The sequence below is a fragment of the Saccharobesus litoralis genome (assembly GCF_003063625.1).
Taxonomy (GTDB): domain Bacteria; phylum Pseudomonadota; class Gammaproteobacteria; order Enterobacterales; family Alteromonadaceae; genus Saccharobesus; species Saccharobesus litoralis.
In genome coordinates, this window is sequence record NZ_CP026604.1 from 4,513,873 (window position 1) to 4,538,383 (window position 24,511).

At 40.2% G+C, this 24,511-nt stretch carries 15 protein-coding genes; 4 read left to right on the forward strand and 11 right to left on the reverse strand.

Features of this window, described 5'->3' with window-relative positions:
* Positions 1–47: 47 nt before the first annotated feature.
* From gloA2 to dsbC, 8 genes are all read right to left on the reverse strand, one after another.
* On the reverse strand, positions 48–431 hold the full coding sequence (gene gloA2 / locus C2869_RS16790) for an SMU1112c/YaeR family gloxylase I-like metalloprotein (protein ID WP_108604042.1): 384 nt from the start codon (positions 429–431) through the stop codon (positions 48–50).
* 331 nt (positions 432–762) lie between these two features.
* Positions 763–2,817: an alpha/beta hydrolase family protein gene (locus tag C2869_RS16795; protein ID WP_108604043.1), complete on the reverse strand. Its 2,055-nt coding sequence runs from the start codon at positions 2,815–2,817 to the stop codon at positions 763–765.
* Positions 2,818–3,402: a hypothetical protein gene (locus C2869_RS16800; protein WP_108604044.1), complete on the reverse strand. Its 585-nt coding sequence runs from the start codon at positions 3,400–3,402 to the stop codon at positions 2,818–2,820.
* Between the two features lie 2 nt (positions 3,403–3,404).
* Entirely contained in the window at positions 3,405–4,859 is a 1,455-nt protein-coding gene (locus tag C2869_RS16805) for an energy transducer TonB (protein ID WP_108604045.1), read from the reverse strand.
* 318 nt (positions 4,860–5,177) lie between these two features.
* Positions 5,178–6,719, reverse strand: a complete 1,542-nt coding sequence (lysS, locus tag C2869_RS16810; RefSeq protein ID WP_108604046.1) for a lysine--tRNA ligase — start codon at positions 6,717–6,719, stop codon at positions 5,178–5,180.
* A 25-nt stretch (positions 6,720–6,744) separates the two neighbouring features.
* Positions 6,745–7,843 (reverse strand): peptide chain release factor 2 gene (prfB, locus tag C2869_RS16815; RefSeq protein WP_108604047.1). Its coding sequence is split into 2 segments (ribosomal slippage): positions 6,745–7,767 and positions 7,769–7,843, totalling 1,098 coding nucleotides; the frame shifts between segments, so codons are not numbered across the junction.
* Positions 7,844–8,054: 211 nt separating this feature from the next.
* Complete coding sequence (recJ, locus tag C2869_RS16820; RefSeq protein WP_108604048.1) at positions 8,055–9,770, reverse strand: single-stranded-DNA-specific exonuclease RecJ; 1,716 nt, start codon at positions 9,768–9,770, stop codon at positions 8,055–8,057.
* A 10-nt stretch (positions 9,771–9,780) separates the two neighbouring features.
* Positions 9,781–10,509 carry a bifunctional protein-disulfide isomerase/oxidoreductase DsbC gene (gene dsbC, locus C2869_RS16825; RefSeq protein WP_108604049.1) on the reverse strand — a complete coding sequence of 243 codons (729 nt, stop codon included), beginning with the start codon at positions 10,507–10,509 and terminating at the stop codon, positions 9,781–9,783.
* Between the two features lie 288 nt (positions 10,510–10,797).
* Between dsbC and C2869_RS16830 the strand changes: the two genes are divergently transcribed.
* Genes C2869_RS16830 through C2869_RS16845 form a run of 4 tightly spaced genes read left to right on the forward strand, consistent with a single transcriptional unit; the run spans position 10,798 to position 15,077 of the window.
* On the forward strand, positions 10,798–12,810 hold the full coding sequence (locus C2869_RS16830; protein WP_108604050.1) for a methyl-accepting chemotaxis protein: 2,013 nt from the start codon (positions 10,798–10,800) through the stop codon (positions 12,808–12,810).
* Positions 12,811–12,817: 7 nt separating this feature from the next.
* The gene (locus tag C2869_RS16835) at positions 12,818–13,795 is read left to right on the forward strand and encodes a cytochrome-c peroxidase (RefSeq protein WP_159084206.1); all 978 of its coding nucleotides are present in this window, start codon (positions 12,818–12,820) and stop codon (positions 13,793–13,795) included.
* Positions 13,796–13,839: 44 nt separating this feature from the next.
* Entirely contained in the window at positions 13,840–14,460 is a 621-nt protein-coding gene (locus C2869_RS16840) for a cupredoxin domain-containing protein (protein WP_108604052.1), read from the forward strand.
* Positions 14,460–15,077, forward strand: a complete 618-nt coding sequence (locus C2869_RS16845; protein WP_108604053.1) for a cytochrome P460 family protein — start codon at positions 14,460–14,462, stop codon at positions 15,075–15,077. Before C2869_RS16840 ends, C2869_RS16845 begins: the two co-directional genes overlap by 1 nt.
* A gap of 1,753 nt (positions 15,078–16,830) precedes the next feature.
* On the opposite strand, the gene C2869_RS16865 is transcribed toward C2869_RS16845, so the two are convergent.
* The 3 genes from C2869_RS16865 to C2869_RS16885 all read right to left on the reverse strand — a co-directional run bounded on the left by C2869_RS16865 (position 16,831) and on the right by C2869_RS16885 (position 24,079).
* Complete coding sequence (locus C2869_RS16865) at positions 16,831–17,211, reverse strand: hypothetical protein (protein WP_108604057.1); 381 nt, start codon at positions 17,209–17,211, stop codon at positions 16,831–16,833.
* A gap of 480 nt (positions 17,212–17,691) precedes the next feature.
* Positions 17,692–18,066: a hypothetical protein gene (locus C2869_RS16875; protein ID WP_108604059.1), complete on the reverse strand. Its 375-nt coding sequence runs from the start codon at positions 18,064–18,066 to the stop codon at positions 17,692–17,694.
* 535 nt (positions 18,067–18,601) lie between these two features.
* On the reverse strand, positions 18,602–24,079 hold the full coding sequence (locus C2869_RS16885; RefSeq protein WP_108604061.1) for an RHS repeat domain-containing protein: 5,478 nt from the start codon (positions 24,077–24,079) through the stop codon (positions 18,602–18,604).
* Positions 24,080–24,511 lie beyond the last annotated feature (432 nt).

The window sequence follows — 24,511 nt, forward strand, 5'->3', positions numbered from 1 at the left end:
ATTCAATTTCTGGCGGCGATTATACTGAATTCGTCAGATAAATTGGTTTAAATTTGATAAATTTCTAGCGGTAAGCCATCCGGGTCAGCAAAAAAGGTGAATTGTTTACCGGTTAATTCGTCTGTGCGTATGGGTTCTACAGTTATGCCTTGGGCTTGTAGCTGATTTTTACATGCCTCGACTGATGTCACTTTAAAGGCTAAATGACGTAAACCTTGCGCTTCGGGGTAACTGGGTCTTGGGGGTGCACTTGGAAATGAAAAAAGTTCGATTTGGCCGCCGTCCGGCAATGCCAAATCAAGCTTATATGAATCTCTAGCTTGACGGTTGGTTTCTGCAATGACAGTTAAACCTAAGATCTGCGTATAAAAATGTTTTGATTGCGCATAATCGCTGCAAATAACTGCAACATGATGAATACCAAGTAACATAAGCCTGCTCCAATATTAAACCTTAAGTAGTAATGGTACAGGTATTCGACTATTGATTGCAGGCTCTGCAAACATAAATGTTCGCCCACAAAGTTTCTGTTATAGGGCAGAGTTTATTCCTGCAAATTCATTGTCACAAAGAGTGCTTGGATTAGCGGGTGTAAAACCCGCCCTACAAGGGGGATTTATTCCTGCAAGTCATAGTCAGTAAGATAGCCTGTGTTGGCGGGTGTAAAACCCGCCCTACAAGGGGAGTTTATTCCTGTAAGTTCATTGTCAAAAAGATAGCTTGGGTTAGCGGGTGTAAAACCCGCCCTACAAGCAGGTTTGCCTACAGACTTTTAGCTCGCTGTTTATAGTGCCCCGCTTTTTCTTTATCAATCCCTACCATATCAGCTCGCTCAAAGCCTTTCGCGATCAAGCGTAACTCATTTCGCACAATGGCTTTTGCATTCTTACCTGCTGGTAAACCTAAGTTTAATTGGCGACGAATAAAATCGTCGATATAAGCTAGCTCATGGCGGGCACTACGCATATCGCCATGGCCATGACGCGAATGGCGATAGTATAAAAACTCAACATCTGCGTTGTGTTTTTCTAGCACATATTTAAGGCGATTGCTGTGTTCAAAGCTGGCGCGCGTATCTAGCTGCCCCGCCGTAATCAATACTGGTTGCTTAAGTTTTTCGGCGAAATAAACCGGCGAATAACGCTTCATTTCGGCCTGATCATCACCAACAACTTTAGCCCATATTTTCTGCATAAATTCAGCTTGTTTAGTATTGCGATCATTAAAAATTAACGGCAAGTCAAACACCCCAAAACGCGCGATAACGCAATCGTACGTATTTGGGTGTAAAACAGCTAACATAGCGCTGGAATAACCGCCATAGCTAGCACCAATCGCACAAACCTGCTTGAACGTTTGCGAAGCACGAATGTGCTCAACAGCACTGGTAATATCCTGTTCAATACGGCGTCCCCATTGCGCTCTGCCGCTATCTTTGAACTGTTTACCAAAACCATCTGAACCACGATAATTCACTTGCAGAACAGAATAGCCACGACTGGCTAAGTATTGCACCTCGCTATCAAAACGTTTGTGATCCCGTGGGCCAATGGGCCCACCATGCGGCATAACTAATAAAACCTGATTAGTCACTTGTCGATTAGCTGGGGTAAAAAACGCTTCGATTTGATGGCCTTCGGCACTTTTTATATCCAGCACTTGCGTATCAGCAAAGGTGTAACGGCTATGGTTATCGTTTTGTTGGCCGATCAAACTGGCTTGATTCGCTTTGATATCCCAATAATAAAACTGGCCACGGCTGGTACTTGAAAACACTTTGATAACTGCTTTATCTTCCGCTTGATTAGACGAGGTTAAATAAAACTGCTGATCTTTAAACGTGTTAGCCGCAAGTTGGTTGAGTTGTTGTTTAGCGCTATCAAAATATTCCGTGCGCCATTCCCCACCGTCGTAATACGCGATAGATTCCAATCGCTGGCCGTCACGACTAAAGCCAGCATTCACTAAGTCATAGCGTGAATGCTGATAAATCAGTTTACCTAGCGATTGCGTTTTAACGTCAAACTCATATAAAGATTTAAGATCAGAGCTGATATTGGTAATAACAGCTAATTTGCCATTATCCAAAAAGCCAATCGGCTCAAAATCAAACTCGTAAGGATCAAAAGTGTACAATTCTTGCCAATCGTCATCTGCGTCTAAGTACCAATAGCTGGTGGTAATATCATCTTTATCAAAGTGCCGCGCAAAACGAATTTGTCCTTTTGGATCAGTTTGGTAATAATTGGCATCACTGACTAAATCGCTAAACTTTTGTTGGCCGCGAAAATTATCGCGGACTAAAGCATCCACATGAGCTTTATACACTCTTACTTTATCGCGATTGTATTTTTCTGGGTAATGTAAAAACCAAACAAGGTTTGGCTCATCTTCTAGCGGATCGATAATATAACCCGCAGCATTAATGCGGCTGAGTTTATGACTTAATCGTGTCGCGCGCTTACGAATATCTACCGCCCAACGGACATAAGTATTTTTTTGTGAGCGGCGATAGGTACGAAAAACCAAAGTATCTTGATCAACCCAAAGCACTGAACTTAATGAATAACTGTCACCTTGTTTAGCTTGAAAAACCGTAACACTATGCTGAGTATTGGTATCAAATACATTAATTTGTAGATTATTGTCTGGATAACCAGCTGTTAATAAAAAGTCGCCATTGGGGCTTAACTCAACTTTCGATAAGCTGTTTTTGCTAATTAAGTCCCCTAGTGGGATCAAAGACTGGGCAAAGCTCAACAAGGGGGCTATTGACAATAAAGCTAAGCCAATAAAAGAGATGTATGTCCTTAGCATTTAGTTTTGCTCCGTTTGCTTAGCTAATGTATTTTGCGCTTTCATTGCCATCGCAAACTCGATAAAACTGTCTTGCCCTGGGCCTTTATATACCACTTGCGTTCGCTCAAGTAACTCAGGGTGCGCCAACTCTAAATATTCCAGTGCAAATGACGATTTATTCGCCAGCTCTAAGCGAAAGCAGCTATCGCACCATTTAACTTGCGATAATAATTCCAAATTACCGACGTAATTGATGACACCGGGGTCAATATCAAACCCCCACAAATGTTCATCATTGGCCTCAATATCAAATACCCCAGTTTCCACACTTGAAAACGCGTAATAGCCAACAGGCACTTCAGCCAATACATAAGCATTACCCTGCTCTGCACTCTTGGGGCTATAGCGCAGCGGTAATATACCGCTAATATTAACGTGTTTAATATACGAGTCAGTTTGTACGGCAAACAATAAAAATCCGGTTAAACGGTTGGTTTGCTCATGCTTGGTGCTGTCTCGTTCTAAGGGAGTTAATGTTTGACTGCAACTAACCAGTAAACTCAAACTGCTTACCAGTAATAACAGGCGTAATCCTAATGTCATGCCTAACCTTCCAATTGGCTTTGGTACTTAAGCCAAGCTTTGGTATTCCACTTAGCCGCTTTAGCTTCGTCAATCGCCTCTTCGATATAATCACTGGCTTGTGACTTTTCGCCGATTAACTCATGCGCTTTAGCTAGCAAATAATAGGTATTAGGATCAGCCGCATTTTCATCTTCAATTTCTTCTAACCAATCAATCGCCAACTTAACAAAATCTTTGTCGACATTTTCTTGCTTAAAGCGGATTTCGGCTAACTTTTGCTGCGCTTTAAAATGATTACGCTCTGCAGCTTTACCTAACCAAAACTGTGCCTTTGCAATATCTTGTTTAACATAAGGCGATGGTGACTGATATAAGATATCACCCAAGCGATATTCAGCTTGCAATAAGCCATGCTTGGCCGCCTTATTTAACCATTCAATACCATCTTCAATATCATCATTACGATAAATTTGATAAAGCGCATAATCGTATTGCGCGTTGGGTTGTCCTGCTTCTGCTGCTTCACGCAATACCGGCTCAAAAGCTTCTAACTCTTGGTCGTTAAATAAATCGTTGTAGGCACGTAAAAAACAAGCATATTGATATTTAGCTGATGCACTTTCTTCTGCGCGCTTTTGTAGCGATTTAAATTGCTTAAATAAATGCGGATAGCCTTCGCGTAAGCCACCTGTGCCTTGGTAATACACGTTCACATGGCTAAACATGCCATACTGTTCAACATTTTTACCTTTGCGTTTTGCTGGGCGCAGTTTGGATGTTTCAATCGATTTAACAAACTCCTTGTCAAAACGACCTCGTGGCCAAGAAAATATAATTTCAACATCTTCCACTCGACCATCGCGGCGCGCATCGTAAACCACTTCAACTCGTCCTGAGTCTGGGTTTATCATGGTTTTACTTAAATTATTGATTGCCCCTGGGTTGGAGCCATAACTGCGAATAGCACGGTCAATCGCCGCTTGGTTATGCGAGCGAGCGCGACTATCTGAATTGACGTAAAACTTGCCTTTTACATTGATTTTGGAACGTTTATTAATTACCTGATCATCCAATACGCTATCGCTAACATAAGGAAAATACTGCTCATTGATTTTAGTTTTGCCGTATTGCTTAACAAATTCTTCAGCCATTTTGCTGGCTTTCGCTTGTTGCGATTTATCTAAGCTTTGAAAGATCTCACCGGCAAAGTTAATTGCTTGCGGATAATCGTACTGACTGGCTAAAAAAAACCATGCCATGGCTTGTTGCTTATCTACCGTGCCGTCTAAACCTTGGTAATTTAAAATACCGAGTTTAAATTGCGCTTCAGGGTTACCGACCTGAGCCGACTTCGTTAACTCGGCTTTCGCTTTGCTAAAGTCTTTGTCGTTTATCGCTTGATTCGCTGCAAACATATTCGCATGCGCTTGAGACAAACCTAAAACAGCTAATATAGCGAGCACGGATTTTTTCATAAATTGAATTCCTTTTCTGGAAAAGAGTAAAAACTAAAAGCAAACAAAGGAGATGCAAGCGCTTAACTCGCTTGAATAAACAAATCCATTTGTGGAGGTTTTGTAATGTAGAACTATTATTAACATATGATGTTAAATTGCAATAAAAGTTCATTTTCACATAACAATGTTTATATACAAGGTTATTATTTTACATGCAAGTCACATTGTTAACAATAATTATATAGGTATAAAAAAACCAGCGATTAAGCTGGTTTTTCAAATAGATTACTCAAGTCTGAGCATGGGTACCCGGCACTTAAATTTCGACGTAATACTTTAGTCTTGCTGTGGGCGCATGTGCGGGAACAAGATAACGTCTTTAATGGTTGGAGAGTCGCTAAATAACATCACTAAGCGATCAATCCCAATACCTTCACCAGCTGTTGGTGGTAAGCCGTACTCAAGTGCTTTGATGTAGTCATCGTCAAAATGCATGGCTTCATCATCACCTGCATCTTTCTCTTCCACTTGTTTTTGGAAACGGCCTGCTTGGTCTTCTGCATCATTTAACTCTGAGAAGCCATTAGCCAATTCGCGGCCACCGACGAAGAATTCAAAACGATCCGTGATAAAAGGATTTTCATCGTTACGTCGCGCAAGCGGTGAAACTTCCCACGGGTAAGCAGTAATAAATGTAGGTTGATCTAGCAGCTCTTCTGCTGTGGCTTCAAAGATCTCACACAAGTATTTACCTGCCCCCCACGCTTTTTGCTTTTCTGAATCCGGCACACCCACTTGCTTAGCAATCGCTTTTAACGCTTCTAGGTTATTTTCTGGATCATTGATAACTGCCGCATCTAATTCAGGTGCGTATTTAAGGATAGCTTCATTCATGGTTAAGCGCTCAAACGGCTTACCAAAATCGTATTGCTTCTCTTCTAATACTTCACCTTCGGCATCACGTACCGTATTGACAATAGTAGTAGTACCTAAAACGTCTTGCGCTAAGGTACGTAACATATCTTCAGTTAAGTCCATCAGATCGTTGTAATCAGCATACGCTTGGTAGAATTCAATCATGGTGAACTCTGGGTTATGACGCGTACTTAAACCTTCATTACGGAAGTTACGGTTAATTTCAAATACACGATCAAAACCACCAACCACTAAACGCTTAAGGTAAAGCTCTGGCGCGATACGTAAATACATATCAATGTCTAATGCATTATGATGAGTGACAAACGGACGAGCCGTCGCACCGCCAGGAATAACCTGTAGCATAGGTGTTTCCACTTCCATAAAGCGACGTTCTGTTAAGTAGTTACGAATACCACTGATAATTTTTGAACGAATTTGGAAAACATCACGCGTTTGCTGGTTGATCATTAAATCAACATAGCGCTGGCGGTATTTCATTTCTTGGTCAGCAAGGCCGTGGTATTTTTCTGGTAATGGGCGTAAAGACTTAGTCAGTAATTCATACTCAGTCATATTAACGTAAAGATCGCCTTTACCTGATTTGTGTAATTCGCCTTTAACACCAATAATATCACCAATGTCTAGTTGACCGTATTTGGCTTTGATGTCTTTTTGAGTTTGCTTGTCAGCATAGGCTTGAATGCGACCTGACATATCTTGTAATGCTAAAAATGGCCCACGCTTGGCCATTACTCGACCCGCAATAGACACCACAGTTGCTTCTTCTTCTAACTGTGCTTTGTCTTTTTCGCCATGTGCAGCTTGTAAATCTGCGGCATAGTCTTCACGACGCCACTTGTTAGGGTGACCATTAGCGTCACAGTTTTCGCGGATCGCATCCAATTTGGCGCGACGTTCGGCAATTAATTTATTTTCGTCTTGCTGAATTTGTTCAGACATGATCTATTCTCAAAAAGTAAAAATTCTATAAACCTGCTTTTAAAGCAGCTTCTAAAAAGGGGTCTAGTGCGCCATCTAATACCGCTTGAGTATTACGATTTTCCACACCAGTGCGTAAATCTTTAATGCGAGAATCATCGAGTACATAGGAGCGGATCTGACTGCCCCAACCAATATCAGACTTGGTATCTTCTAATGCCTGTTTCTCTGCATTTTGTTTTTGGATCTCTAGCTCATAAAGCTTAGCTTTAAGCTGCTTCATAGCTTGATCTTTGTTCTTGTGCTGCGAGCGATCATTTTGACATTGCACCACTGTATTCGTAGGTAAGTGAGTTATACGTACCGCTGAGTCGGTGCGGTTAACGTGCTGACCACCCGCACCAGAGGCTCGATAAGTATCAATACGTAAATCAGCTGGATTAATATCAATATCGATATTGTCATCCACTTCAGGGTAAACAAAAGCGGATGCAAACGACGTATGGCGCTTATTGTTTGAATCGAACGGTGATTTGCGCACTAGGCGATGAACCCCAGTTTCTGTGCGTAACCAACCAAATGCGTATTCACCTGAAAAACGTATCGTCGCCGATTTAATTCCGGCAACATCACCGTCAGAGGCTTCAATCAGTTCAGTTTTAAAACCATGCGCTTCGCCCCAACGTAAATACATACGCAAGAGCATTTCACACCAATCTTGTGCTTCTGTACCACCTGAACCGGCTTGTAAATCAATATAAGCGTCGGCTTCGTCATTGTTGCCACTAAACATACGACGAAATTCCAGTTGTTCTAGCTTAGCGACTAGCTCATCAAGTTCCGCTTGGGTTTCGTTAAGGGTGTCTTCGTCTTCTTCCTCAACCGCGAGTTCAAGCAAACCTTCAACATCGTCTAAGCCTGATGTTAAGTCATCAATGGTTTTAACTATGTTTTCTAGCGTGGTGCGCTCTTTACCGAGGGCTTGAGCTTTTTCTGGATTATTCCATACATCAGGATCTTCCAGCTCGCGCTCGACTTCTTCTAACAGCTCTTTCTTGTGAGCATAGTCAAAGATACCCCCTAAGCACTTCAGTACGCTCAGCGACATCTTTGATCTGCAATTGGATTGGGTTTATTTCGAACATGAATATTCCGTGCTCGTGTTAGATCCAGTTTTAATCTAACACTGTCTAATTCAATATGTGGACACTACACCGCAGACTATACACGACAGATATCAAAGCAAAATCGACATCCTTGGCGGCAATTATCGGCTACATCGACCACAACAAAGGCGCGCGATTATAACTAACTAGCGAGGATTTTTGTAGCCGTTAACGAGGTGAATTTGCAACTTTACAGCACTTCCATCGCGCGGATCATCATTTGTACGCTGGTTTTTCCGCGAAATGTATTGGTGTCCAAAACGTAAGCTACCCGCACTTGATGAATTTGTTGCGCGCGCCACAGCGATTGATCATAGTTAAACCAGATCGCGTCATAACTTAAGCCACTTGGGTGCTGTAACACTAACTTAAGATGCTTATCTTTGAGAATGCGTTCGTTAATAACAATAAACTCATCATCAAAAATAGGCTCTGGAAACGCCTGCCCCCAAGGCATCGCACGTTTTAGTAAATCCGCCACTTGCGTCGTTAAATAATTGCCATCTAAGCCGCCGTCAGAATATATACAATGCTGTAAACATTCTGGTTCAATGAGCTTGCTTACGGCTAACTCAAAGGCCTGTTTAAATACCGCATAGTCATGCTTGCGAATAGACAAGCCCGCTGCCATGGCATGTCCACCAAATTTAATCACTAACCCAGGTTGGCGTGTATCTATGAATTCAAGTGCATCACGAATATGAAAACCGGGTATCGAGCGGCAGGAACCTTTTAATTCATCATTGTCACCTTCAGCAAAAACCACTGTGGGTCGGTAGTATTGCTCTTTAATGCGTCCAGCAACAATACCAATAACCCCTTGATGCCAAGTTTCATCAAACAGACAAATGCCCGATGCAGAACCATCTACTTGGGTTTTCTCGAGCGTCGCCATGGCTTCGGCTTGCATTCCGCTTTCAATTTCACGGCGTTCTTTATTAAGCTCATCTAATCGCGCTGCCAGCATAATGGCATTACTGTAGTCCTGCGCCATTAAACAACTAATGCCTAAAGTCATGTCATCTAATCGACCGGCGGCGTTTAAACGTGGTCCCAAGGCAAAACCAAAATCACTCGACACTAAAAATTGCGGGTTGCGATCGGCCACATCAAGCAATGCTTTGATCCCCGGTCGACAATATCCTTGGCGGATCCGATTTAACCCTTGTTGCACTAAAATACGATTAACATGATCCAACTTGACGACATCGGCTACCGTCCCTAATGCCACCAAATCTAAGTATTCGGCTAAATTGGGCTCTGGTATTTGTTGATCCGCAAAAAAGTTTTCGGCGCGTAACTGCCCGCGCACCGCCAACATTAAGTAAAACGCCACCCCAACCCCAGCTAAATTTTTACTCGGGAACGGGCAGTCAACTTGGTTAGGATTAACAATGGCGTCGGCATTGGGCAACACGTCACCCGGTAAATGGTGATCTGTTACAATCACTTTAATACCTAATTGCTTGGCTCGTTCAACACCGGCAATACAAGATATCCCATTGTCTACCGTCATAATCACTTGAGCGCCATGTTGTGCCGCTACATCCACTATTTGTGGCGACAAACCATAACCAAAGTCAAAACGATTCGGCACCAGAAAATCGACATTGCGACTACCTAATTGTTTTAACGACATTACGCTTAAGGCCGTACTGGTCGCGCCATCGGCGTCAAAATCACCAACCACAATAATCTTAAGTTGTTGTTTTATCGCATCAATTAAAATGCTAACGGCTTGCTCTAACCCTTTGAGCTGAGGTTTAGGTAAGGCTTTTGCCGATAACTCAAGTAATTCTGGTTGATTAATACCGCGATTGGCTAAAACACGGCGTAGCAAAGGGTGAACAGAAGAAGGTAAACCGCCAACTTGTTCAGGTTGACGGCGAATAATACTGGCTGACACGAGTGATTAATTACGAAGACTGTAAGATTTTTAATAACTGATCGGCCGGTTGATAGCCGGGAATTAATTGACCACTTTCAAGAATGATCGCAGGCGTACCAGAAACACCTAGCTTACTGCCTAACTCGTAATGTTCTTGAATTGGCACATCGCATTTTTTCGCGGTAATAGCGCCTGACATTTTCGCGTCTGTCATGGCTTGTTGCTTATCATCCGCACACCAAATACTGACCAAATCGTCAAATGAACGACTATTCATGCCACCACGTGGAAAAGCTAAATAACGTACAGTAATACCCGCGGCATTGTAATCTTTCATTTCACCATGCAATTTACGACAGTAACCACACGTGGTATCGGTGAAAACATTAACTACATATTTTTCGTCTTTGGCTTTAAATTCAATCATGCTACTGGCAAATTCAGCAACCGCATCTTTACGCGCAACGGCTAAAACGGCTTCTGTTTCGTTCTTCATGCCTTGTTCCATGTTGTAAACTTGGCCATGTACCAGAAAGCTGCCTTTTTTACTGAAATAAAACAAACCGCGTTTCGTGGTAACTTGATACAAGCCGTCGACCGGAGAGTTTTCAACTTTTTCAACATTCATTCGGATATTAGCAAAATGCTGAACTACGCGTTCATATTCAGATTTACTAACCGATACATCCGCCGCCACAGCAGAAAACTGCAGTGATAAAGCGACAGCTAAAGAACTAAATAATTTAATTTTTGCCATAGGTAAAACTTAACGACTCAGAAAATAAAATGGGTTCTAAAGGATTAGACCCTTGCATTGGCCTAAAAGTTACAGACTTGAGCGGGCAATTGCAATAAATGCGCGATAAACGTAACGAAAATCTATGTAAACAAGCTAACCTGACTTATCATTCTTTAAATCTTGCCACACTATAAACCCTATCTGGTCACTATCTATCAAAAAGACTTAATTTTTACGTTAATTTGCGATTTATAGTCTAGGCTTTATAGAGCAAATATTAACCACTAATCATTTTTTGTAAGCCGCATGCAATTAAGTATTCGTACCATGGTTGTCACCGGTTTTATATCGGTTGTTCTGCTTTTATTGGTTTTGTCTGTTTTAACAATTTCAGGCACAAGCAGAATAGGCAACGCATTGGATAACTTTGTCAATGTCGAACAACCTATGGTTGTCAATGCCATGCGCCTATCTACCAGTGTTAACGATATTACAACGCAAGCGGGTTATCTGCTAATTGACCCAAGCCCTGCCTCTCTTAAGCAGCTTAAAGCGACTTTAGACAAGGTTGATAACAAATTTGCGACACTAAAAAGTCAAGTTACAGCTATTGAAGACCAAACCCTACACAATAAATTAAGCCAGAAAATAACAATAATAAATCAAGCTTTAGTTAACCTTAAACGCCAACTAGACGACGTGATCAGTTTGTCCAGTCACCCTGAACAGAATTACCCCGCACAGCAATTATATAAAATGGAAGTCGAGAGCCAAGCCGTGCAAATCAAGCAATACTATATAGATTCACTGCTCATTATTGAGGAGCTGGCATTACCCGAACTGCAACAAGGCTTATCTTATCAATTAGGACAATTTAAGGAGCTGGACAACATAATCCGAATTTTTATTTATACCAGAGACGAAAAAGCGATTGGCGACATCGACCTATTTAGTCGCGGGCTAACAGAGCAATTAGCCTCTTTTATAGAACAAAATGAAGACGAAGCCGACGATGAAATCATAGACATAGCCTATGATATTCAAACGTATTTCGAGCAATACAAAACCTCAGCTGAACAAATTATTGAGTTAAATCAAGCCGAGAACTGGCGTAAAGACGCTTACTTAGTTCGCACTCAATTACAGCCACTGTCACAAAATTTACGCACGCATTTAACCAGCTTAGTCAAAGCACTTAACGACAGTGCTCAGCAACAAAGCAGTAAGTTAATCGACAATAAAAATAGCCTGCAAGTGAGTATTCTCATCATGACAGGCATTGCGATAGTCATTGGCTTTGGCGCTATATTTATTATTAGCCGAACCATAAACAACTTTATAAAAACCTTGAAATCTGCCCTCACTGCGCTTAGTCAAGGTGACTTAACCCAATCTATTGCCATGAGCCGTCTTAAAGAATCAAGTGAGTTTGCGACTGCATTTAATTACTACAATCAGCAAACACATGATTCTATATCGCAGACAACCCATATTGTTAAAGAGATTGAATGCTTGTCGAACAAACTGAGTCGTTGTTCGCAGGCCACCGATAAATTAGTCAATAATCAACGGCAACAAGCGAGTTCGGTTACGCAAAATATATGTGAGCTAGAGCGCTTGTCCCACGAAATGCAACACAGCTCTAGTCACTCTTCTGAACAAGCCCAACAAACGCGGCAACACTCTAATCAAGGTGCGACGCAGATCCAATCGCTAAAAACAGGAATTAACTCGCTAGCTAACAATATTCAGCAGGCGGTCGAACAGGTCGACTATGTTGACCAGCAAAGTAATGAAATAGCCGAAATTACCGGTGTGATTGCCGGTATTTCAGCACAAACCAACCTATTGGCATTAAACGCCGCTATTGAAGCCGCCAGAGCAGGTGAACAAGGCCGTGGTTTTTCCGTGGTCGCCGAAGAAGTGCGCAGTTTAGCGCAGCGTACACAAGAAGCCACAGCCAAAATCACCACTATCATTGAACAGCTTCATACGCTAATTAATTCAGCGAAAGCATCCATGCAATCCAATAACCAAGAAGCAGACGCCTGTGTTGCCAGTGTAGATGGCGCCATTCAAGTTTTTAGTCAAATTGATCATGGTGTGGAAACGATAGTATCGGCTTCGGATTTAATCAGCACTTTAGCGAATAAGCAAAATGCCATGACCGAGGAGATCCATCATTGCATTGACCAAATAATGCTAGAAGCAGAAACAGCAAAAGATAATGCCAGCCAGTTTAAGCAATACAACGACACCCTTGAAAGTACATCGAAACATTTATCCAAACTCATTTCGAGTTATAAGCTCAATATGTGAGGTCAATATGAAACGCTACATCTTGCACTTGATATTCACTTTAATGGTCTGCACGCCACTATTGGCAGCTGAGCCATTAGGCACACCCGACCCTGACGACATGATTTTATATGATGACGAGGAAAATACCGAGCTAGAAGTCGAACTAGGCAAAATGTTATTTTTTGATACTCGTTTATCTGTTAATGGCCAGCAATCTTGCGCAACGTGCCACAACCCAGATTTAGGGTTTAGTGACGGCATGGCAAAAGGCGTAGGCACGAAAAATAATCCTTTGGGTCGCAACACACCGCACATTTATAACATGGCTTGGAGCAGTGTTTTAATGTGGGACGGCCGCGAACCGACGCTAGAGCAGCAAGCACTAGGACCAATTGCCTCAGGTCAAGAAATGATGCTACCGCTTGATGAACTAGAACGCCGATTAAATGCCGTAGCTGGCTATCGCCGCCTATTTAAACAAGCCTATGATGTCGACAAAATAACGCGTGACGAAATAGCCCGAGCCATTGCGGCTTTTGAGCGAACTATTGTTATCGACGATACCCCATTTGACCGCTATTTAGCAGGCGATACCCAAGCCATGAGCCAAGATGCAATTAAAGGGTTAGCCCTGTTTAAAGGGAAAGGAAATTGTACACAATGTCATGATGGCCCCAACTTTACCGACGACAGTTTTCATAGCTTAGGGATTAAAGATAATGATCCGGGTCGCGCCGCTATTACAGGCGATAAACAATTTTTGGGGGCTTTTAAAACGCCAGGGTTACGCAATACCGAGCTCACTGCACCTTATATGCACGACGGTTCCTTAACCAGCTTAATGGATGTCGTTAAATTTTATAACCAAGGCGGAGGTGGCGCTAAACACACAAGCAATTTAGTTAAACCGTTAAATTTAACGGCTAAGGAAGAACGCCAGCTTGTCGCCTTTTTAAAATCGCTAACTCAACCGTTTGAAGTCGACGTACCTAAAATTCCTTAATTAAACGTTAAGAATTAAAAATTAAGCATTAAGTGGTGTAACCCATGAACAAAATAATTGTAATCGTTTTGGCCTTTTGTTTTACCAGTGTTAGTGCGATGGCGGGCACCCTCACCTTAACACTAACATTTGATAAACGCCCTCCTTATGCCGGCCTTGCCTATCTTAATGATGGAGGTAATTTCAGTAATGCGCCTATTGATCAAACCAATAAAGCCTTTATTAGCAACGCCTATATAGTCACGCCAAATAGCAAAGTGGATTTTGTTAACTCAGATGATATTGATCACAATATTTATGCCAACTCCCCTACTCACAATGTCAAGTTTGACTTAGGACTTTTACAACCTAAACAAAGCATCACCCTTTCAAACTCTGATTGGCCAACTGATGCTGTTATCCGCATTGGCTGTAAAATTCATCCGAAAATGAAGTCTTACATAGCTAATGTTGCATCGAGCAATAGTCAGGTGATCGCATTTGACAACAAAACTAAAACTTATACCGTCACGCTAGACAACGTATCCGTTGCCAACGCGCCATTTGCGTTATGGCTACCGGGATATGACCCTATTAAAGTAAATATTAAACAAGGCGAAACCAAATCACTTAAGTTAATGAAACGTGGAAAAAGTAAAGGAACTGGCAGTTTAAGTTACCAATAATGCTGAATATAAAACCCGTGCGGGCACTGTGGATAGGCCTGATATTATCAAGCCTGTCAGGTCAACTTGCCGGTGCCCAACCATGCCAATCACAGCCGCATAGCTGTCAACCCATAACGGGAGACAGTCCTTTAAACATACAGCGCCTCGGCTATCAACAATGGCCATGGCTGGCTGGTGTTGCCTATTCTAGTTTGCATTGGCAACAATTTGTTGCTATTTACATTAATCAAAACGCTGACATTTATAAAAACAACTTTACTAAATACCAGCTCGAATTTAATGACGAAGAAGAACAAGCCGCAGAACTGACTTATCAAACCTATCAACAAGGCACCATAATTGTTAAAGAAAATTACTTAACTAACAACAAAGCAAAAGGCCAACTCGCATCAATCACGCTAATGATTAAACAAGCGAAGGGGTATTTTCCAAAGGGTGGTGATTGGCAATATTTGCAATACAGTGCCAATGGCCGCTTACTTATGCAAGGTCATCAAGGCGACCCGCATATCTATAATGCCTGTGCCAATTGCCATCAAAATGTAGCCGAAAGAGATTATGTGTTTTCGACCCTGTTGAATGCAAAGCCAGAGCCTAAACCTGCTAAACGGTAATCGACTAGAAAAATATTGTTTAATGGGTAAGCATCTGGCAATACTATTTGGGCTTGCTAAATTATAGACGCAACCAGTTAGATGTTTACGCAAGATCTGATTTCATAGTCCCAACGACAGCGATTATCCATACGAGACGACACTTTCACCACTAAAAGCTTTGACATTATTTGGGTAAATCACAGATATCCGCGAAATGCTTGTCGCTAATTACGGCGAGGAAATACGCCAGATCATCATAAAGCCAACGCCTGAGTTAAAACCTCGGGCGTTTTACGTTTGGTCATAGCGAAATTTTAATCATATTCAGATGACCAAAATCATCATATCTGACGGCAGTTTGGTTAAAAGTATGATGCAGTTTGAGAAAGGTTATGATCGGAGTTGGGAGATCGTGCGATAAGAATTTGGTAAGACGATAAAGTCAGTCGATATTATCGTGGTAAAAACGTCATAACCTTGCCAAATTGTTCGAAAAATAATTTGGCGAAAACTATGACATTATTTAGGTAAACAACACCAATCAATCAGAATGACTCATTTTTCTATTACATAAATAAAATAACTCTTACCCGCAGTTGCTACATTAACGGCATTGCAATTTATAATCACTCAAGCTAATACCACTCATAAAATGGTTTTATGTCCCAAATCCAAATTCCGGTTGCGAGTAGATAAAACGATAAAATGAATAAAGAAAAAAGAAACACTTTCAATACAATTTCAGCGACAATCAAATATTTAAGTATTTGAGGAGAACACAAATGAAAAATATTGATTAATTGTTCAATTATCAAGAAAGCGGCGCAGGCACCAACAAATACAAATATCCCCATATAGCTACTATAGCTATCAGGTTTTATTATAAGGCTCGCGAATCCAAGCCAAGTACAAGAATAGAATATTGAATAATCATAAGCTGCTTCTAGTTGCTTTTGGGGTAATACGGAAAGCGTTTTCCCTTTTGATGCAACAAAATAAAAAACAGTCAGCAACAATTTGCAGTAAAAGCTTTTTGAAAACGCGTGCGGGTCATTTACAAAATCTAGCCACGCTAAGTCAATAACCAGGAATACAACGGTTATGATTAGAATGTTTATTGCTGATTTAGTGTTAAAGTAATTTTTCTTAATTTGAACCATAATTTAATTTAGTCTGGATGTTTGAAGCTTATTCTTAAGCACACTCACTCAGGATGAATTTACCATTGAAAAAATACAATTGGTCGTACATACCATTTTTAACGAATAATTGGCTTATTATTCTATCATCGCCACAAAAAACGCTAGTCCAAACCTTATCTGTTTTTTTAGGTTTGTTCCCGTTAGACTGACGAGCTACCTGTCCACCAAACTGAGTAAAATCTTTTGCAACCATTTTATGGTGCCGGTTTCAAATACATATTATCGCCAATTTAAACAGTTATATTCCGTTCAACGCTAAAAATACTCCTACTAAAATACCTAATACAGAGATACATAACCTCAAATTAAAATAAGTGGGGGTTTCTGACTTTTTGATAACGCCTCCAATACTGGATATCTCATTTGTTATCAACCCAAATATCAATTCAAATACAAAGAAAAAAATCATCACTATTGCTAAATAAAAATCCTCTTGTCGGGGGGATATTATTTTTTTTGCAATAAGATACTCTATTAAACCAAATGATAATATAATTAAAAAAATCACGAGCCAAAACGTGGCCGTATATGTAGATTTACTAAATTTTTTATGAATTGAGTTCATTGGGTTAGTCATCTGAAGTTAAGTTGATAATAAGTTCTCCTGCATTAACTCCTGAGTCAAATGCACCCAAAACTGGATAGGCAGGAGCTATAAAGCCACTCCTTTTAGAAAGCCAAGAAGCATCACAAAGGCATTGTGTAGCTCCGTAGTTCACAATACCTACACCTGTTGCACCAATTTTGACATAGGGATGCGGAGCAAATGCACTTGTTGTATTTGCCCCGATTGTAATGACTGGCGAAACAACATTACAGTAGAAGGTCGTAGCATATCCACTACAAAAACCTAGCCCAAATCTTATCGTTTTTTTAGTTTTTTGTTCGCTAGACTTCCCTTTTGGACGCCATGCATTACGGCATTCTTTATTTGCTACACATGCTGCCATAGATTGCTTATTAGTTACTCTACCACTGGAACCAATTGTTGCTACAATACTGTGAGCTTCTTCAATTAATTATGCTATTGACAGCGTTATTGTGATCTGAAAATGAAGTGTCCCATTCAGAAATGTTACGGTTAGGGGCCTCATGAAGCGTTTACGCAAGATTTGTTTTCATAGTCCCAGCGACCGCCATTATCCAGACAAGAATCGATCTCAATTTCACCCGCAAGCCATATAAGACCCACGATTAGCAGAAATAGTGCAGTAGCAACTAAATAATATTTTTTCTTCATAGTTAGTATTTCTGATCCAGTCCATTTGGTCTAAAGGGCGAGCATAAAACTTTACAATCGCCTTGGGGGTTGTTATTACCTTGTTGCTGACCATATAAATTTGCTTTTTGGTCGGCATGACTAGCAGATAAAGGATCACCTTTAATATTGTATCGACCCACTCTCTAGTGTTACTAATAATCAGATATAGTTACTTACATTTATGGTTATTTTTTGAGGAAAGTAATATGTTCGCTAAGTCTTTTATTGCCTTTTGACTTTCATTCCCTTCAGAAACCAATGGGGCGTAATTTACTATTATCTGTTCAAAATTCAGACAAATATTTTCCGAAACTAAAGCCAGTCTCAGGTACGAAACTGTATCAGAAGGATCAATATCAAGGAGCTTTTTAGCTGTTGTAAAAGCATTCTGATAATCACCTAAAGATAGAAAGCGATTATAATCAGTAACTAGCTTGGAATACTCCAATACTATTGGATTAGGAAAGTTATTGGCATTAGCATTTGAAAAATAAATACTAGTAATCAACATAATTACAGTAACCAGCAAAGTAGGTTTATACATAATATTAGCCTTTATTAAATTTCTAAGGTACTACCAACGTACCAGTTCCAGATTTTGGAATCACTCCCATGAAACCATTCCATTCACTAGGTATTTGTTGATTCGAATAGTAGGACCAAGACTGACGAGCTAACTGTCCATAAAATCTTTTGTAACCATTTTATGGTGCCAGTTTCAAATACATATTATCGCCAATTTAAACAGTTATATTCTGTTCAACGCTAAAAATACTCCTACTAAAATACCTAATACAGAGATACATAACCTCAAATTAAAATAAGTGGGCGTTTCTGCCTTTTTGATAACTCCGTCAATACTGGATATCTCTTTTACTATCAATCCGAATATCAACTCCAAAAGAAAGTTCTGTGTAATAATCATTGCAAAATATAACGATTTTTGCTCATCATTTATCATTCCTAAATAGTGCAAAAATATCACTAGAAGGAACAATAAAACGGTAAACCCGATTGAAAGCCAAAATATTAATGTATAAATAGGCTTACTAAACTTTTTATGACTCGACGGCATTTGACTAATCTTCAGAAGTTAAGTTAATAATTAATTCAGTAGCGTTAATTGCTGAGTCAACCACCCCAAGTTGTGGATAACGTATAGCTAATCCGCCGCTTACAGTCGAAGCGTCAGAAGCATCACAAAAGCACTGCGTTGCACCATAGTTTGCAATTGCAACCGTGCCTGCACCAATTTTCACATAGGGATGAGGGGCTAAGGCATTAGTTGTATTTGCCCCAATTGTAATGACTGGTGATACAACATTACAGTAAGTCGTAGCATGACCACTACAAAACGCTAGCCCAAACCTTATCGTTTTTTTAGTTTTTTGTTCGCTAGACTTCCCTTTTGGACGCCATGCATTACGGCATTCTTTATTTGCTACACATGCTGCCATAGATTGCTTATTAGTCACTCTACCACTGGAACCAATTGTTGCTACAATACTGTGAGCTTCTTCAATACTCATTCCCCAGAACTGTCTATTTTCTTCTTCTTGCTTTTCAGCCATATACTTATCATACGCCATTTGTTGACGTATACGGTACCTATTGTAATCACGGAAGCCTGTGGTAGTAATAGTTTCAGTATCCATAGAAGATGTATCAAAATCAGATGGATAACAAGTTGAAACGCCTGGAATGACTTCGCAATAGTTAGATGGTGTATCTGTATTTGTTGATACAGTTTGGAAGCCGCTTGGGTCAACCATTGATAAGGGGTTGTTCCAAGTGTAGCTATACCTGTTATAGCTTTGAGTGTAGATAGGTGCTTGTATTAGTGGGTCTGCACTTAAAAAGCGACCAATTTCAGGGTCATATACTCGGCCATTCATATGAATGAGGTTGTCGTTATCTAGCATTTCATGACCCGTAAAGCCGCGATTGCTTGATAAGGAATAGGTATCAACGCTGCCTTCTGATAAATCACTAATTCGTCTCTCGCCCCAAGCATTGAAACTCAATTCATGGTGGATTTGACCATCTTCATTTGTCACCACATGTGTTGAGCCCAAATGGTCTTTCAAATTGTAAAAGCGTTTAATTTCATCCAGACCAAAGCGATAATCAATTTTGTGTTGCTTTAAAAAGTACCCATCAACGTAGTTATTATAACTTTGCATGGGTCCATTCAATATCGCTTCATATTGCTTATTCGTTGTGTAATACGTGGTTGTCCCGTCCGTGTCTATCTTTTGGTAACGCTTATTATTTGCCGTATAGGCAAACTTTTGTCCACCTATATTGGTTGGCTTATTGAAAACGTTGTAATCAATTGATTGACCATTGCGATTAGTCATATTACCGTAAACGTCGTAACTATAATTTTTTTGCGGTTCTGCCGGCAAGCCGACACTCGTCTCACTAGCATTACCAAAGGCATGACTTACTGCATACGCACTGCCACCACTGGTTTGGTTATACCAAATGTTTTGTGCCGTATTATCGCTGTTACTCACCACGCCTTTATCCGAGCGGTAGGTCAAGTTACCCAGCAGGTCATAGTTATAACTTACATTTTGATATAGTTGATATGGGCCATTAGCGGTATCTCGATCATAGAGTCTTGTGCTTTTAAGGCGGTTCAACTTGTCGTATTCGAACCTTTCTTTTTTCGCAAAAAGTCCTTGGCCGAATTTACGCTCGGTTAAATTGCCGTTAGTATCGAATTGATAATTTATCAGTTGCAATTCGTCACCGACATGGGCGTTGTTGCCGAGATACTTACCTGCAGTGTGCTGTTGAATTTGGCCATAAGCGCTAAATTGCGCACGAGAAACAACATCATTACCGAGTAGTAAAGACTCTATTCTACGGTTTTGATAGTCGATGTCGGTCGCACCTCTATGCCATATGCGCTGCGGTTCTCCGTCTCCTTCAACAACTTGAGTGAGATAGCCTGATTCATGATACAAACGACGAATACTAAAACCACCAGGGTAAATTTCTTTCGCAACACGACCAAAATCATCGTAATAATATTGGAAAGTAGAATCTATCTCATAAGGCACAACTTCTTTGTTCTCAACTATTTGTCCTAATGCATTGTAAGTAAAAGATTGGTAATGTTTGTCGCTACTGAAGGTTCCTGAATCCGATGTGCCCGTTCGAATGTGATCTAAGTAGCCCAATAACTGGCCATCATATACCCATTTGTGTTTTTCCATCTGCTGATCAGCATCGACATCGTGGCGTTCATATAACCTACCCAGTGAGTCGTAATAAAAGTGCATGTACTTCTCATGACTTGTATCTTTAGCCCAGATTTGCTTCTTAAGTTCACCAAAACCTGTGTATTCAAAATCTATTTGGCCCAAGCTTGGATCAGTGAGTTGAGTGCGAAAACCGAGGTTGTTATACAAAATAGAAATTTGGGTTGATGCCTTGTCATTAATTTTTGTATCGACAAGGTTGCCGTGGGCGTCATAACCATAGTTAACATAGTTATCGTTGGCATCTGTTGACTTGATTAATTGTCCCATTCCGTTGAACATTTGCTTAGTGACTTGGGTGTCTTGCAGGTTATTGCCTGATTCATCCGTCGAAACTACTGTAGTCGTTACGCTGACCTCAAATTCAGCTTCATTGATGCCTGAATATTCGTATTGAACATGACCGCCGTCGGCCTTAGCAATCGTCCAAATTCGGCCGAATTTATCATAGGTATACTCGTCCCATTCAGGTGTATTCCCAACTAGGTAAACATTAGATTGCTTATGCAGTTGTTGATTCGAATAGTAGGACCAAGACTGACGAGCTACCTGTCCACCAAACTGAGTAAAATCTTTTGCAACCATTTTATGGTGCCGGTTGTAATAGACAATTAGAGTGGGTTCCCCTATGCCATTGCTAAATGGGTGTGAAGTTTTAACACTTTCGCCATAAACTGCACCTTCTGGACAAGAATACGACTCATCTTGACAGAAAAAACGGATAGTTTGTTTTGTTACGCCGAGGTGATTAATTTGACCTACTTGCCGCCCTAGTTCATTGTAACTAAATTGTGTTTGCAGGCCGTTAGCGTCTGTTATTGAGAGCGGTTGGTTAAATCTATAGTCATAGTCTATTTCTGTTGAAAAGTTCCCCGCGTTACTAATGGTTAAAGGGTTATCAAATTTATCAAACACGCTAATAGTTTGTATTCTGCTTTCGCTTTCGTTAGACGCATTTATTGCAGTTTCAATAGTTTGAGTAATTACACCCTTGTCATTTCGTATTAGTTCAGTTTGATTTATGACATTACCCAACTCATCCTTAATTTTAGTTACTGCTATATCTGTCGTCCCTGTTTCTGCAATGTAGGCAGTTGTTCGACTTTTTTGTTTCAATGATGGGTATTGAGTATCTGTTTCCACTAAAGTATTGACAAAACCGAGTCGCCAATTATCCTCGTCATAGTTTCTATCTTGGCTGTCTAGCTTAGATGTGTGCACTAAACCAGTGATGTTATCATCTTCATCGGTGCCTGTTCCTACTTCAGTTAACGTTTCAATGATGAAGTTATATTCATCGTACTTGTGACTAATTTTAGTGGTACTGTTCCCTGCTTGATATATTGCCTGACGGGTTGACAGTTGATAGTCCAATTGATAACCCGAATATTTATATGTTGTTTCGTACAACTTAGTACCATCTATTAGCTCACTCACTTTAGATGTTAAAATAGGGATGTTATCTTTATCTGAGAAGGTATAGGTATTTACGGTTTTCTGACCCAGTAAGTAATTTATGCGCTCAACACGAGAGAACCCGTAAAAATCACGCTGTTCGAATTCTAAACTTTCGTCATCATACTTGGGAGAAAACCAAGTGAATTCAATATCACCTTGACTGTTACTAGGGTTGATATCCTTAGCGTTATCCCCTGAAAATATTTTACGGATTTCACCAATTTCACTTATTGGATCATAGTAAAAACGTGTGTAGCCTAATTTTTCATTACCCACAAGTTCAAGCCGTTGACCATCGTCGTGCCAATCAAATAATATTGGCTCTGAGCATACTAATCCGCTGCCTTCAAATTCGTAGCCACATTGGTATACTTCTTTTATTGTCCTACCGGTTCTGTTTTTAACTTCAGGGTGGACTTCGTTGTCTCGAACAATTACATACATAGCTATCGGATTTTCTAATGTATTTAGCTTATCCGTCGCATAAACGTTTATGTGCCCTGTTTGACCATCACCCAGATCAACTTTGTAGCCATTTGAGTATATTAGCTTTCCATAATAAACTGGGTTCCCTTCTCCCCCATAAAAATTAATGAAATTACCGTAAGCATCTTCTATCCTTGCTAATCCCCAGATTTCATGTTCTTGTTCTTTAACGCGATACTGCTCAACTTGATAAGTGCTATGATCAGCACCGTAAAAATACTTTGTCCCATCTGGCAGCATCAATTTCATGCCCGTATGAGGTGCATCACTATTGTCGTTACCAGTTGCGACAAATTTTATTTGGGGGTTATCAGGTAAATAATATATTGCGCCTTCAGCCCAGTAGCTTTCATGTGTGGAATTCTGCTGCGGATTACTATTTACTAATGCTTTTCCTTTGTAACAAATCCTCGAAAAGTCATCATTAGAATTACTTGATGGATTTTGCGATGAATCTGGATTATAGCCTTCTTCTTGCGCATGAGTTTTTATTATATTAGTACCATCACATACCATTAAAGCGAGTTCAGAGTCATCACTAATTGCGTAAGTATGCGTTTGAATGTTTAATTTTATATCGGGCTTAATTCCGGAAGGTAAGCTTGGTAAAGCTAGTGGCACTTGATAGTGTACCCTACCATGCGAAACGCTATAACTGCCTTGAGTAAATTCGACTAGTTCGTTGGTGATTTCTGCTTGAACATTTTGCGAGCTATCTAGCTTGAACTCGTCTGGAATATCTAATGTAAAGGCATGATAATTGGTTTCCGACCAGCTTGAACATATATTTTCTTGGGCGTTAACACAGGACTTTATTCTAAATTGGTAACTACCATTGTAATTGATCGGTACTAAATATGATGACTCTGTTGTACTTGCCAAAGGTTGCCAATTTTCACCTTGTTTCCTTTGTTCAATAAGGTAAGTATCACCGCTGTCAGACCAATTAATATTGAAACCAACCTCGGCCACTCTTATGTCAACTCCTTGAGGCTTATAGTCGTAGATAGGTATTTGCGCATAAGTTGAATCTATACTGCAATCTTGATTGCCACTTGATGAATTGAAGTAGCACCCTTCTATTTTAAATTTCTCGACTCCAAAAGATTGTGAAGCGATTCGTTGTAAACTGTACTGACTAGGACCCGTAAATACCTTTTCATAGCTTCCGTCAATATAGTGATAAATATTGACGTAATTTCCCATTTCTTGGGTTGCATAGTTCCAAGTTAACAAAAACTCCTCAGTTGGCTTAACCCTTTCTTTAGAAAACTGAAAAGTAATAGAAGCGTTAGCTGCAAAACTAACAACGAAAAAGACAGTATAAATCAACCTAATCATTATTTTATTTATGAAAATAAATATTTATATAAAAATAACACTCAATTCATAAAAATACAACACACCTTAAAAGGGGATTATTTAGGCGTTATGTTTTAAATAACTAAAAGCTCTACAAAACCTATAATTTTTAGCTACTGACAGCCGAATATCTATTTATTAAAATAATTATACTGGGAAAGTATTTTTATAAATGATAATAGATATTTCCATTTGACTTACACAATCATTACCTGATGCAGTTCTTAAACTTTTGTCTTGTCTAAGTTATGACTCGAGGCGTTGAACACGCTGAGGTTTAGGACATTTAATTGGCCATGGCTATTCGCATTGAGACTAAATTTATGCGTTATAGTCTTCTCGCTCAGGTCTTATGGTTCATTGTCAGCACTTACTCGCCCCAATCACATAATAGAGCATATGCTCATGGGG

What these genes read in the sequence shown, in the direction of transcription:
- gloA2 (WP_108604042.1), bottom strand. Translation starts at nt 431, where the DNA reads ATGTTACTTGGTATTCATCATGTTGCAGTTATTTGCAGCGATTATGCG.
- C2869_RS16795 (WP_108604043.1), bottom strand. Translation starts at nt 2,817, where the DNA reads ATGCTAAGGACATACATCTCTTTTATTGGCTTAGCTTTATTGTCAATA.
- C2869_RS16800 (WP_108604044.1), bottom strand. Translation starts at nt 3,402, where the DNA reads ATGACATTAGGATTACGCCTGTTATTACTGGTAAGCAGTTTGAGTTTA.
- C2869_RS16805 (WP_108604045.1), bottom strand. Translation starts at nt 4,859, where the DNA reads ATGAAAAAATCCGTGCTCGCTATATTAGCTGTTTTAGGTTTGTCTCAA.
- lysS (WP_108604046.1), bottom strand. Translation starts at nt 6,719, where the DNA reads ATGTCTGAACAAATTCAGCAAGACGAAAATAAATTAATTGCCGAACGT.
- dsbC (WP_108604049.1), bottom strand. Translation starts at nt 10,509, where the DNA reads ATGGCAAAAATTAAATTATTTAGTTCTTTAGCTGTCGCTTTATCACTG.
- C2869_RS16830 (WP_108604050.1), top strand. Translation starts at nt 10,798, where the DNA reads ATGCAATTAAGTATTCGTACCATGGTTGTCACCGGTTTTATATCGGTT.
- C2869_RS16835 (WP_159084206.1), top strand. Translation starts at nt 12,818, where the DNA reads ATGAAACGCTACATCTTGCACTTGATATTCACTTTAATGGTCTGCACG.
- C2869_RS16840 (WP_108604052.1), top strand. Translation starts at nt 13,840, where the DNA reads ATGAACAAAATAATTGTAATCGTTTTGGCCTTTTGTTTTACCAGTGTT.
- C2869_RS16845 (WP_108604053.1), top strand. Translation starts at nt 14,460, where the DNA reads ATGCTGAATATAAAACCCGTGCGGGCACTGTGGATAGGCCTGATATTA.
- C2869_RS16865 (WP_108604057.1), bottom strand. Translation starts at nt 17,211, where the DNA reads ATGGCAGCATGTGTAGCAAATAAAGAATGCCGTAATGCATGGCGTCCA.
- C2869_RS16875 (WP_108604059.1), bottom strand. Translation starts at nt 18,066, where the DNA reads ATGTATAAACCTACTTTGCTGGTTACTGTAATTATGTTGATTACTAGT.
- C2869_RS16885 (WP_108604061.1), bottom strand. Translation starts at nt 24,079, where the DNA reads ATGATTAGGTTGATTTATACTGTCTTTTTCGTTGTTAGTTTTGCAGCT.